Annotated in this window: 10 protein-coding genes; 6 read left to right on the top strand and 4 right to left on the bottom strand. The window is 64.5% G+C overall.

Annotated features, from left to right (window positions below; genetic code table 11):
- The first annotated feature begins 17 nt into the window (after positions 1–17).
- The gene (locus METUNV1_RS08845) at positions 18–767 is read left to right on the top strand and encodes a sulfite exporter TauE/SafE family protein (RefSeq protein WP_008060933.1); all 750 of its coding nucleotides are present in this window, start codon (positions 18–20) and stop codon (positions 765–767) included.
- Between the two features lie 334 nt (positions 768–1,101).
- Here METUNV1_RS08845 and METUNV1_RS08840 read toward each other — a convergent pair whose 3' ends face one another.
- The 4 genes from METUNV1_RS08840 to METUNV1_RS08825 form a co-directional block, all read right to left on the bottom strand.
- A complete protein-coding gene (locus METUNV1_RS08840) occupies positions 1,102–2,043 on the bottom strand; it encodes a dimethyl sulfoxide reductase anchor subunit family protein (protein ID WP_008060931.1) in 942 nt (313 codons plus the stop codon).
- Between the two features lie 31 nt (positions 2,044–2,074).
- Entirely contained in the window at positions 2,075–2,806 is a 732-nt protein-coding gene (locus METUNV1_RS08835; protein WP_008060929.1) for a 4Fe-4S dicluster domain-containing protein, read from the bottom strand.
- Positions 2,807–2,873: 67 nt separating this feature from the next.
- Entirely contained in the window at positions 2,874–5,780 is a 2,907-nt protein-coding gene (locus tag METUNV1_RS08830) for a molybdopterin oxidoreductase family protein (protein ID WP_008060928.1), read from the bottom strand.
- 46 nt (positions 5,781–5,826) lie between these two features.
- A complete protein-coding gene (locus tag METUNV1_RS08825) occupies positions 5,827–7,542 on the bottom strand; it encodes a SulP family inorganic anion transporter (RefSeq protein ID WP_008060927.1) in 1,716 nt (571 codons plus the stop codon).
- A 564-nt stretch (positions 7,543–8,106) separates the two neighbouring features.
- Here METUNV1_RS08825 and METUNV1_RS08820 point away from each other — a divergent pair.
- The 5 genes from METUNV1_RS08820 to METUNV1_RS08800 all read left to right on the top strand — a co-directional run bounded on the left by METUNV1_RS08820 (position 8,107) and on the right by METUNV1_RS08800 (position 12,869).
- Positions 8,107–9,312, top strand: a complete 1,206-nt coding sequence (locus METUNV1_RS08820) for an aromatic ring-hydroxylating oxygenase subunit alpha (RefSeq protein WP_008060926.1) — start codon at positions 8,107–8,109, stop codon at positions 9,310–9,312.
- A 35-nt stretch (positions 9,313–9,347) separates the two neighbouring features.
- Entirely contained in the window at positions 9,348–9,809 is a 462-nt protein-coding gene (locus METUNV1_RS08815; protein ID WP_008060925.1) for a nuclear transport factor 2 family protein, read from the top strand.
- A 19-nt stretch (positions 9,810–9,828) separates the two neighbouring features.
- Positions 9,829–10,869 carry a 2Fe-2S iron-sulfur cluster-binding protein gene (locus METUNV1_RS08810; RefSeq protein ID WP_008060924.1) on the top strand — a complete coding sequence of 347 codons (1,041 nt, stop codon included), beginning with the start codon at positions 9,829–9,831 and terminating at the stop codon, positions 10,867–10,869.
- Between the two features lie 10 nt (positions 10,870–10,879).
- Positions 10,880–11,605, top strand: a complete 726-nt coding sequence (locus METUNV1_RS08805; protein WP_081471347.1) for a cyclic nucleotide-binding domain-containing protein — start codon at positions 10,880–10,882, stop codon at positions 11,603–11,605.
- A gap of 124 nt (positions 11,606–11,729) precedes the next feature.
- Positions 11,730–12,869 carry an ABC transporter substrate-binding protein gene (locus tag METUNV1_RS08800; protein WP_008060907.1) on the top strand — a complete coding sequence of 380 codons (1,140 nt, stop codon included), beginning with the start codon at positions 11,730–11,732 and terminating at the stop codon, positions 12,867–12,869.
- The last annotated feature ends 46 nt before the right edge of the window (positions 12,870–12,915 follow it).

Here is a 12,915-nt window from a genome sequence, read left to right as displayed (position 1 = left end):
CGCATCGGGAGATGCTCATGGCCTTGCTGATGCTGATCGCACTCGTGGTCGGTACGCTGATCGGTGCTGTAGGCGTGGGCGGCATCCTGCTCATTCCGGCGCTGAACCTGATCGGTGGGCTGAGCATACAGTCGGCGATGGCCACCGCCCTGTTCACCTTCGTGTTCACCGGCATTGTCGGCACCATCGCCTTCATGCGTCACGGCAGCATCGACCTGCGCATCACGATACCGGTATGCGCGGGCGCGCTGATCAGCGGGTTTGCAGGCGCCTGGGTGAATGCGCTGCTCAATGCATCGCTGTTGATGATCCTGCTCGCCCTGGTGGTCTGCCTGGCCGGCATCTACACGCTGGCCACGCGCGGGCGGCCACGACGTCCGGTGCTGGATGAGCATCCGCGCCTCCAGCGGGCCCTGCTTTTCGGCCTCGGCGGCGTGGCCGGTTTCGGCTCGGGGCTGACCGGTGTCGGTGGGCCGGCGCTTTCGGTGCCCATGATGGTGCTCGCCGGCTTCCAGCCGCTGACCACGATAGGCACCAGCCAGGTGATACAGATACTGGCCGGCGCATCGGGCACGCTCGGCAACCTGCGCTTCGGCGTCATCGATTTCCGCCTGGCCGGCGCCCTGGTGCTGTTCGAGCTGGCCGGTGTCATGATCGGCGCGCGCATCGTCCACGCCATCAATGCGCAGCGTCTGCGCTTCTGGGTCGGCGTGCTCTGTCTCGCCGTCGGAGGCGGCCTGCTGGTCAAGGCGACCGGCGGATTCTAGACGCCTGTATTGCGCGTCCGCGTCACGCATGCCCGGCCGGGACAGGTCCGCCGCATCCGTGGCCAACTTTCGTTCCCCCGCCGAAAGTCCGTGATCGCGCCGTGAAGCGGCCCGGAAAGACGTCCTCCTCATGACCGGACTGACCGGAGCAATCGCTCGCCGCAACGCGGGGGGGCGCAGCGGCCAGGCAGACGGCATCCCGGTGACCGGTGAGGGGGCGTTCGTGCAGGCGCCGTGTTCTGCCGGGCGGGCCGGCGGAAGGAGGGCGGAAGGAGAAGGGCGGAAACGGCGCGCGCGGAGGGGGCGATGGCGGGCCGCAGCCCGCCATCCGTCGTCAGGAGATGGTCTGGTAGTAGAGGTTCTGCGGGTGATTGGCCTGCGCGAAGAAGTACCAGCGTTCAGCCAGCAGGCCGACGTACTGGACTGCGAAGGCCAGCCATAGCAGGGGGGGCGAGGCGGTCATGGCACCTGCCGCGAGCAGCAGTACCGGCAGCACGAAGGCGAGCAGCAGGAAGGTCCATTTCACCGAGCGCAGGAACTGCAGCGTGCGGTGGTGGAAGAACTCACGGGTGTTGAAGGAGCCGCCCATCAGGCCCTGAGACCGCTGCGCGATGCGCGGGTGATGGACGCCGATCGCGGTCTGCAGTGACGAGCGGGGACGCAGTCGCGCATTGCGCAGCAGCGAGGCGCTGCGCGTGGCCAGGCCGAGCACCGTCAGGGCGATGGCAAGCGATGTCATCATCGTCATCAGTTCGGCGGCGCTGAGCGCGGCGTAGGCGCTGGCCAGCGTCAGGCCTGAGGCGCAGCCCAGCACCAGATAGTTGATCACGGTAAGCGGACTGGCCCACTCCTGCAGGAACTTCAGGCACGCATAGATCATTCCGGTACATACGAACAGCGCCAGCGCCAGTGCGGCGCCGATCGCGCCGGTCGCGAGGGTGATCGGCCAGCTCATGGCGTGACTGAGCGCGTACAGCGCGGTGGTCGCCATGAAGGCCGGCAGTACGATGACCTCTCGCGAAAGCCAGGAGGTGCGCCACATCGCGGCACTGCGCCAGGCCCGCTCGGGTCGGCCGAGGTGAAAGAACGACGCGACCAGTCCGGCGCCCGACAGCGCAAGGCTGATGAGTGCGCCGAGGACATAGAAGTCGTGACCCGGCATCGGGGCCGAAAGTTTGAGCGCATGCGCGAGCTCACTTCCGAAAAGTGCGAGGAAGAGGCCCTGACCGGCGCCGGTGAGCGTCGTAAGCAGAATGACGGAGAAGGCGGGATTCATCGTGTCGTCCTGTCGGTGGATGGAGTGGGAGTCACCAGCTGGCGGCGTCGTCCAGCGCCGGCGTGCTGGCATCCGGCATGGGCTTGAGGCCGTCCACTTTCAGCGGATTGTCGGTGCGGACAATCTCGTCGGGCCGTATGGTCATTTCAGTCTTGCGGCGCGGCAGATAATGGTTGGACGGCTCGGTGCCCCATTCCGGCATCAGCTGGTAGCCGCCGCGCTCGCGTATCGCCTTCGACGCCACGGAGTCGGGGTCGTGCACGTCGCCGAAGATGCGAGCGCTGGTCGGGCAGGCGAGCACGCAGGCCGGCTTGCGATCGCGTTCGGGCAGCGCTTCGTTGTAGATGCGGTCCACGCACAGCGTGCACTTGGTCATCTCCTTGCGTTCCGGATCAAGTTCGCGGACACCGTAGGGACAGGCCCAGGAGCAGTACTTGCACCCGATGCACTTGTCGTAGTCGACCAGCACGATGCCGTCCTCGGCCCGCTTGTAGCTGGCGCCGGTCGGGCAGACCGGAACACAGGGAGGGTCCTCGCAGTGCAGGCACGACTTCGGGAAGTGCACGGTTTCGGTGTTCGGATAACTGCCCACCTCGAAGGTCTGCACCCGGTTGAAGAAGGTGCCCGTCGGGTCTTCATCGTAGGGATTGAGGTCGGCCAGCGAACCGGCCGTTCCCGATGTGTTCCACGACTTGCAGCTCGTCACGCAGGCCTGACAGCCCACGCAGACGTTGAGGTCGATCACGAGTGCCAGCTGGGTCATTGCATGTCTCCTGCACGCAGTCCGCATTCGCGGGCGAAGGGGTGAATCGGACGATGGCGACGGCGGTTCATGAGCGCTTCTTCCAGTTGCCGACGAAGTACTTCAGGACACCCGGGCGTGTCTTCGTCACGCCAGGCAAGGTTTTCATCGGCTCGAACTGCGGCCAGCTCTCCTTCGGTTCGTCGTCGCCGGCGCGATAGATGCGCACACGCACGTCGTACCAGGCCGCCTGCCCGGTCACCGGATCGGAATTCGACATGCGCCGCGCGCTGCCCTGCATCGGCAGTTCTTCCGATATCAGGTGATTCAGCAGGAAGCCCTTGCGTGCCTCGTTGGCCATGGGTCCGAGGTTCCACGCATTGCTCGCCTTGCCGATCGCATTCCACGTCCACACGGTGCCCGCCTCGACCGCCTCGCTGTAGCGGCACATGCAGCGCACCTTGCCCCAGGGCGATTCCGCCCACATCCAGTCACCGTCGCCGATGCCGGCGGCACGCGCGGTGGCCGGATTCACGTGCAGATAGTTGTGTGCGTGGATCTGCCGCAGCCAGGCGTTCTGCGAATCCCACGAGTGGTACATCGCCATCGGCCGCTGCGTCACCGCGTTCAGCGGATAGCGCGTGGTGTCGGTGCTCTGCGATTCCAGCGGCGGGTAGTAGAAGGGCAGCGGGTCGAAGTACTTCTCGACGCGTTCGCGCAGTTCGGGCGGCGGCCGGCGACCCGGCCGCTTCCCCTGCGCGGCCAGCCGGAAGCGCTGCATCACGTCGGAGTACAGGTGGATCAGGATCGGATCCGCGTCGCGCCGCATGCGCACCCGCTGCGCCCATTCCATATAGCCCTTGTTCCAGTTGCGCATGTACTGGTAGGACGCGGGCAGCACGTAATGGAAGACACAGTTGTTCTTCGCGTACATTTCCCACTGCTTCGGATTGGGCTCCCCGCGTATGGCCTTCTGACCGTCCACGCCGCGCCAGCCGGCAAGGAAGCCGATGCCCGATCCCGGTTCGGTTTCGTAGTTCACGATGAAGTCCGGGTAGTCGCGGAACTTGCGCGTGCCATCCGGCCGCACGAAGGCCGGCAGGCCGAGCCGGCTGCCGAGTTCGATCAGCACTTCCTGGAAGGGCTTGCACTGGCCCTTGGGCTCGACCACCGGAATGCGCACCGAGTCGACCGGGCCGTCGAACTCGGAGATCGGCCGGTCGAGTATCGACATCACGTCGTGCCGTTCCAGATAGGTGGTGTCGGGCAGGATGAGGTCGGCGAAGCCTGTCATCTCCGACTGGAAGGCGTCGCAGACCACGATGAAGGGAATGCGGTATTCGCCGTCCTCGCCCTTGTCGTTCAGCATCTGGCGTACTTCGCTGGTGTTCATGGTCGAGTTCCACGCCATGTTCGCCATGAAGATGAGCAGGGTGTCGATCGGATACGGGTCGCCGCGCCAGGCGTTGGTGATCACGTTGTGCATCAGGCCGTGCGCCGACAGCGGGTACTCCCACGAGAAGCCCTTGTCGATGCGTACCGGGCGCCCGTCGTCATCCACGCACAGATCCGCCGGATCGGCCGGGAAGCCCAGCGGCATGCCGTCGAGCGGACTGTTGGGCTTGACCGCGTGCGGACCGCGCGGCGGCTTGGCGATCGGTGGTATGGCGCGCGGGAAGGGCGCCTTGTGGCGGAAGCCGCCCGGGCGATCGATGGTGCCCAGCAGCGACATCAGGATGGCCAGCGCACGTATCGTGTGGAAGCCGTTCGAATGAGCGGCCAGTCCGCGCATCGCGTGGAAGGACACCGGGTTGCCGGTCACGTGGTCGTGCTCGACGCCCCAGGAGTCGGTCCATGAGATCGGCAGGTGGATTTTCTGGTCACGGGCCGTCACGCCCATTTCATGCGCCAGCCGGCGGATGGTGTCCGCCGGAACGCCGCAGATGCCTTCCGCCCATTCCGGCGTATAGCTCTTGAGGCGGTCGAGCAGCAGCTGGAATGCCGGCTTCACCGGTGTGCCGTCTGGCAGCGCGTAGCTGCCGCGCAGCCGAGGGTCGGCGCCGGGCGTGTGGGTCGGGACCAGCTTGTCTGTCAGGCGGTCCCACCAGTACTTGTTGTGCGGGTAGTCCGGGTTCACCGGATCGCCCTCCGGGTCCATCGCGAACAGGCCGAATTCGTCGGCGTCCGGATCCTGGATCACCAGCTGACCCGCGTTGGTGTAGCGGGCGAGGAACTCCCGGTCGTACAGCCCCTTGGCGATGATTTCGTGACACAGCGCCAGCAGCAGGGCGCCGTCGGTGCCCGGCTTGATCGGCACCCACTCGTCGGCAATCGCCGAATAGCCGGTGCGCACCGGATTGATGGACACGAAGCGGCCGCCGTTGCGCTTGAACTTCGACAGCGCCACCTTCATCGGATTGGAGTGGTGGTCCTCCGCCGTGCCGATCATGATGAACAGCTTCGAACGCTCGAGGTCGGGGCCGCCGAATTCCCAGAAGGAGCCGCCGATGGTGTAGATCATGCCGGCCGCCATATTGACCGAGCAGAAGCCGCCGTGCGCCGCGTAGTTCGGCGTGCCGAACTGCTTGGCGAACATGCCGGTGAGCGCCTGCATCTGGTCGCGGCCGGTGAACAGCGCGAACTTCTTCGGATCGGTTTCGCGCAGTTTCTTCAGGCGCTCGGCAAGCAGCGCGAACACCTCTTCCCAGCTGATTTCGTCGAACTCGCCGGCACCGCGCTCGGTACCCGGTCTGCGGATCAGAGGCTGGGTCAATCGCGCCGGCGACTGCTGCTTCATGATGCCGGACGCGCCCTTGGCACAGATGACGCCCTGGTTCAGCGGGTGGTCCGGATTGCCATCGATGTAGCGCACCTCGCCGTTGCGCAGATGGACGCGGATGCCGCAGCGGCAGGCGCACATGTAGCAGGTGGTCTTCTTGACATCCAGTTCCTCCACCGGCTCGGCGTGCGGGTTCGACAGACGGACTGTGCTCATCGATGACTCCATGGTGGTGATTGACGTTTGCGACGGGTGCAGATGATCAGCGGGGGCTGCCATCCGGCAGCCTCTCCCTGCATTGCCTGAAGATGCGGCTGGAGCAGTTCGCGCAGACCTTCGGATCGAAGCGCGGATACAGCGTGCCGATCACGTCGTCGCCGATCGCGAACAGGCTGTTCTGTCCGATGTCCCCGAGCTGGCCGCCGCGCTCGAGCGTGCTGCGCGCCTGCTCGTTCAGCCGATGGAAGTACAGACCTCCACCGCGCGCGCGCCGTCGCCGTGCCTCTTCGGCAAGCAGGTCCGCACCGGATGCATCGATGAAGTTGATGCCGGGCGCGAGGATGAGCAGATGCTTCTGCTCCGGATGAACTTCCTCGAGCTGGTGCAGGTGACGCTTCACGTGATCGATCGCGCCGAAGTACAGCTCTCCGTCGATGAACTCCATCTTCAGCTGGGGGCAGTCGGGTTCGTCGCGCTGCGGCACGAAGTGGTACTGTCCCTCGCCGGGCGCCGGGACGGCGGCACGTATGCCCGGTCGCGCGGTGCGCTCCAGATAGAGAACCAGGGACAGAATGACGCCGGCGTAGATCGCGAATTCGAGCTGGAACACCAGCGTGGATGCGAGCGTCGCGAACAGCACCGCAGACTCGCGTCGGCTGGTGCGCATGACCGCGCAGATGTGTTTCACGTCGATCAGGGCATAGGCGACCATGAACAGGATGGCGGCCATCGAGGCGATCGGCAGATAGCGCGCGAGCGGCACGAAGAACAGCAGGGTCAGAACCAGGAAGCAGGCCGAGAAGACCGACGACAGCGGGGTGACCGCGCCCGCCTCGTAGTTGATGCCGCTGCGCGTGAACGATCCGCTCGACACGTAGCCGGAGAAGAAGCTGCCGGCCAGATTGGCCAGGCCCTGACCGAAGAACTCCTGGTTGCCGTCGATGTGCTGGCCGGATTTCGCGCCTACGGCACGCGCGATCGACAGCGCCTCGGTCAGCGACAGCAGGGTGACGGCGAGCGCGATCGCGCCGAGCTGGTGCAGCACCTCCATGGACAGCATCGGTGCCGACAGCGGCGGCAGGCTGCGTGGAATCTCGGACACGGTCTCGATGCCCGCATCGTGGCCCACCATCGCTTTCACGGCGAGCGCGTAGACGCTGCCGACCACCATGGCCACGATCATGTAGGGCACGCGGCGCACGTGACGTTTGGTGAGTATCCCCGCCACGAGCGTGACCGCACCCACCCCCGCCACCTGCCAGTTGATGTCCCCGGCGGCGGCCGCAAAGCGGGACAGCGTGCCGAAGAATTCACCGCCTGAACCGTAGTGCAGGCCGAAGAAATTCTTCAGCTGACTCACCGCGATCAGGACGGCCGCGCCTGCGGTGAAGCCGATGACGACGCTGTGCGAAATGAAATTGACCAGCATGCCCATGCGCGCGAAGGCGAGTGCGAGCTGCATCAGGCCGACCATGAAGGTGAGCGTCAGCACGTAGGCGATGTAGGCCGTGCTGCCGGGCTCGGCCAGCGGACTGATGGTCGAGAACACGACGATGGAGAGCGCTGCGGTCGGACCGGACACCAGATGCCGGGATGAACCGAACAGTGCCGCGAAGATGACCGGAATGATGGCGGCGTAGAGACCGTACTCCGGAGGCATGCCGGCGATGTGTGCGTAGGCCACCGCCTGGGGCAGCAGGATGATGGTTCCGCTCAGACCTGCCATGGCGTCGCTGCGCAGTGATGCGCGATTGACCATCGGCCACCAGCGTCGCATCGGCAGCAATGACAGACCTGTTCTGTTTACGCGATTGGACAGTGGGTTCAAGCGTCAGGCTTTCGTGTTGAAGGTGCGCTCTGACCGGACAAGGGGGTTCTGGAGTGCGATGCAGTGGTCAAGCGCATGGCCGACCCCTTACGCAAGTTCAGTGCCACGGCGCGAGCGCGCATGCACTGCAGGGGCGCAACCTGCGAGGTATCAAGGCCGTGCGGAAGGCATTGCGGGGAGGGGCCGCCCGGGCTGTCGAGGTGATGCCGTAGGCCGGAGTGAGTCGCCAGGGAGACGGTGTTTCCTCAGGAAACGCTGCGGTGTTTCCTGAGGAAACCGGGCGACTGATCGCCGCAGAGGGAGCCTTGCGGCAAGGTCGTCGTCGCGGAAATGGACGGTGCGTTCGAAACGCTTGTGCAGCAACGGTTCCGGCGTATCGGTCCGGTCGGTTTTCCGGGGCCGGCACGGCTTCTGCTAAGTCGGGTTATCGACGCACGATCGTCGATCCGAGCAGCAGTACGACATCACCTCGCTACGTACCGGAAAGGACCTCACATGTCTCGCAACGCAGTGGAGTGGAAGCAGACGCCGAGCTTCCCTGAATCTCACTATGTCGATACGCGCATCTACACCGAAGAGGACATCTTTCTCGACGAGCAGCGCAAGATCTTCAACAAGTGCTGGATCATTGCCTGCCACGAGTCGGAGATTCCGAACGCCTACGACTACCGCACCTTCAGCCATCCGGGCGGGCCGCCGCTCATCGTGATCCGGGGTGAAGACATGCAGGTGCGGACCTTCTACAACATCTGTCCGCATCGCGGCAACACGCTGCTCTACGAGCCGGTCGGAAACGCCAAGCGCATCACCTGCATCTTTCACGCCTGGTCGTTCAACGCGACGGGCGACTGCATCGACATCTCACGCGGCAAGGAGGGCTATCAGGACCGCTTCGGCTGCAAGGATGCCGGCCTGCGCGAGGTGAAGACCGAACTGGGCTTTGGCGGCTTCGTGTGGGTGAATGTCGATGACGACAGCTGCACCCTCAAGGAGTACATCGGCGAGGCGATGGGCATGCTCGATGAGCATCTGAACGAGCCGCTCGAGGTGTTCCATTACCACAAGGCCATCGTGAACACGAACTACAAGCTGTGGCACGACACGAACAGCGAGTTCTATCACGACTACATGCACTACTTCAATCGCATCACCGGCATGATCCAGCCGGGCTACTTCGACCGGAAGTACACCGGCTATCCGAACGGACACGCGTCGGTGGGCTCGATGGCGATCAAGTACGACGCCTACGAGGGCAGCAAGGCCCGCGGTGTGGGCTGGCCCGGTCTGGCGCCGGGTGGCTGGGTGCTCATCGATATCTTCCCCGGCATGACCTACAACCTGCGCACCTCGGTGCTGCGCATGGATACCGCGATTCCGCTCGGTCCGAACAAGCTGCTGATCGAGTTCCGCGGCCTGGGCCTGAAGCGCGATACGCCGGAGGAACGCGCCGAGCGCATCCGTGACCACAACATGATCTGGGGACCGTTCGGCCGCAACCTGCACGAGGATCTGCTGGGCGTGCATGGCCAGGGACTGGCGATGCGCGAGCGCACCGACAGCAAGTGGGTGATTCACGGGCGTGAAGAGAACATGACCATCCACGACGAAGGCGGGATGCGCCACTTCTACGCCGAGTGGAGTCGCCGCATGGGACGCAAGGCTTACGACCCGTACGGCGAGCAGGCCGCCGTGGCGAAGTGACTCCAGATCAACCGAACCGAAACGAGAGGGCAAGCGTGGACACCAGAACCGCCATTACCGAACTCATCCACCGATCCGGTCTGATCATGGACCGGTGCGACTTCAAGGGCTATCTCGACCTGTGTGCGCCGGAGTACCAGTACCGGATCACGACATACAGCCCCGAGATCCGCAAGGACATGACGTGGCTGGAGCATGACAAGGCCGGAATGAAGTCGCTGTTCGACAACCTGCACCGGCACAACAGCGACAAGTCGCCGATCAGCCGTCACATCAATGTCTGCCTAGTCGACATCGACGATGCGGCCGAGGAGGCCGAGGTCACCAGCACCATCCAGGTGTTCCGCACCACCCTGGACGGTGGCGAGACCGAGCTGTTCGCGGTGGGAAAACTGTACGACAAGGTGGCGTTCGGCCAGGGTGGTCCGGCGTTGCGCAGTCGGAACGTTCGCCTCGATACGCGGCTGCTCGGCTACGGCTACCACATTCCGTTCTGACCTCGGCCGGGGACACGACATGAAAATCCAGGTCAACGCTCGAAACCGCACGCATCTGTTCGAAGCCTCACCGGGCGAGAAGATTCTGCACAGCGGTCTGGCGCGGGGCATCGCGCTTCCCTATGAATGTGCCAGTGGAACCTGTGGGACCTGCAAGGCGAAGCGGGTGTCGGGCGAGATCGACGACGCCTGGCCTGATGCACCCGGACGCAAGAGCCTGAAGTCGGCCGACGAGTTCCTGATGTGTCAGTGCGTGGCCCGGACCGATGTCGTGGCCGAGGTGCCCGCCTACGTGCAGATGATGGATACCGGCTCCTGCGTGCCCTGCGCGGGTGCCGGGCGGATCGCCTCGACAGAGATGCTCACGCACGACGTGATGCTGATCGATGTCGATACCGATGCACCGATGGAGTTCGACGCCGGACAGTTCGTACTGCTCGGTGTCGACGAGGTCGAGGGCATGCGCGGGTGGTCGATGGTGAACTTCGACCGCCATGCGCGCAGGCTGCGCTTCGTCGTCCGGCGCAAACCGGACGGCGTGCTGTCGGACTGGCTGTTCTCCGGCACGTCGCGCTTCGGCACCCGTGTTTCGCTGTTCGGACCGCTGGGGCATGCAACCTTCTACCCCAGCCTCGGACGCGATCTGTTGTGCATCGCGGGCGGCAGTGGCATCGCCGGTGTCATGTCCATTCTTTCCCGGGCCGAACAGGACGACTACTTCAGCCGGCATTCCGGCGACGTGTTCTTCGGCGTCCGTACCGCACGCGATGTGTACTTTCTCGAAGAGTTCACGCGTCTGCGTCGTGCCTGCGGTCAAGGGCTCACCGTCACTGTCGCGTTGAGCGATGAGGAGCCTCCGTCCGCCCTGGTCAATGACTACCCGCTGATCCGCTTCGATCGCGGCTTCGTGCACGAAGTGGCCAAGCGCCACATGGCCGGGCGTCTGGGCAACGTCATTGCCTATCTTGCAGGGCCGCCGCCGGCGGTCGATGCCTCCATCCGGATGCTGCTGCTGTCGCGCGTCACTGCGGACAACATCCGGTACGACAAATTCAGCTAGGACCGCGGGCATGCAAAAACAGCGAATCTGCAGCGCGTCGGACGTCCCGGACAACGGGATGAAGAGCTACGACATCGAGGGCAGGAAGATTCTCGTGGTGAATGCCGGCGAGTGCTTCCATGCCTATCAGGGGCTGTGTCCGCACCAGGACGTGTGCCTCGACGAGGGCTACTTCGACGGCCAGCTGCTCACCTGTCACCAGCATCTGTGGCAGTGGGATATCCGGACCGGCGATGCAGTCGGTCTGGCCGAGGCGCCGCTCGAGAAGTACGAGGTGGAGGTCAGCGAGGGCGAGATCTTCGTCGTGCAGTCGAGCGCGCTGAAGGCGGTGGACATGCTCAAGGACGTCTCTCCGGCGTCACTTGAGCGGCTGGAGGGTCTGGCGCGGCGGGAACAGCTGCCCGCGGGCACGGTGATCTACGAGGTCGATGACCCGGCCGATGACCTCTATGTGCTCGAGTCAGGCCGCGTGGAATTCACGATAGGGCGCGACGACCGCACGCGGCTCGCGGGCTTCATGCTGCGCAAGGGCGAGGTGTTCGGCTGGGCGGCGTTGCTGGAACAGCATCCGCGCAGAATCGCCCGCGCCGTATGCCATGAGGACTCCGTTCTGCTGCGGTTGAACGGCGAAGCCATGCTCGAGGCCCTTGAGGCCGATCCAACTTCGGGGCTGATGGTGATGCGACGGCTGGCGACACTGGTCGCGCGCCATACGACGGGACCTCAGAACAGTTGAGCGAAGGACCGTATCAACGGTCCGGATGTATCCGGCAGGAACGGAGGCGAGGGCAGGCAGATGCAGTGATGAGGCAGTGCGGAGACTTCGGTGTCCATACCAACAATCAGGAGGAGAGTTTGCCATGGGTAATCTCAGGAATCGGGTATGCAGGATGGTGTCGACGCTGCTTGCAGCGGCGGCGTGTACGCTGGCAGCCGGCGCTGCGCAGGCCGGCGACATCAACTTCGGCAAGGTCGGCGAACCGGTGAAGCTGGTGGTCGGCTACCAGCCCTACTACACCGAGTCGTGGTCGGGCGTCGTCATGCGCGGCAAGAAGTTCTACGAGAAGTACCTGCCCAAGGGCTCCAAGGTTGACTTCGCGGTCGGCCTTCAGGGTGCGGTCGTGGTCAATGCGATGCTGGCGGGCAAGCAGCACATCGGCTATGTCGGGGACATGCCGGGCATCGTATCGACGACCAAGCATCAGGTCGCCGACATCCGTATCGTTGCGGCGCTCGGCCTGGGCAAGGACCAGTGCAACATCTTTCTCGCACGCAAGGACGCACCGAACTTCGCATCCTCCAAGGAGGCACTGAAGTGGCTCAACGGCAAGAACGTGGCGGTGCCCAAAGGCAGCTGCACCGACCGCTTCGCGCAGGAGACCTTCAAGAAGGAGAACATCACTCCGGGCGCTTATCTCAATCAGAACATCGAGGTCATTACCAGTGGCTTCCGTGCCGGCAAGCTGGATGCCGCGGTGGTGTGGGAGCCGACCGCGTCTCGCCTGGTGCAGGAAGGGCTGGCGAAGCGCGTCGCATCCGGAGCGACCGTGGATGAAAGTGACGGCGGCTTTCTCACGATGCGGGAAGATCTGATCCGTACCCGTCCCGATGTCGTGAAGGCCTGGCTGAACGCGGAGCTGGATGCCCAGCTCTTCCTCGCCGACCCGGCCAACGCGCAGGAAATCGCCCGCATGGCGATGGAACAGACGACCGGCTTCACCGAGCGTGCGCTCTGGTCCTCGATGTTCCTGCGCTATCCGGACAGCGCCGGCGGCGTTGATCAGCGGGTGCTGCTGCCCTTCACGATCACGCCCGAAGTGCAGGCACTCATCAACGATGCCACCACTTTCCTGTTCGCCATCAAGAGCATCAACGTCGACAAGCTTCGTCCGGAAGCCGTGATGCCCGAGCTCACCCAGGCTGTTCTCAAGGAGCGCGGACTGACCTCGCCGATCGGCTCGGTCAAGGCGCTGCCCGAATCCGCCTACAAGGGCAACTGAGCGCGTCCGCACGGGGCGGACGCATCACACGTTGAATGCGAGGGAA

This window comes from Methyloversatilis universalis FAM5, assembly GCF_000214035.2.
In the GTDB taxonomy this organism is placed as follows: Bacteria; Pseudomonadota; Gammaproteobacteria; order Burkholderiales; family Rhodocyclaceae; genus Methyloversatilis; species Methyloversatilis universalis.
This window is presented reverse-complemented; position numbering and strand designations above follow the sequence as displayed.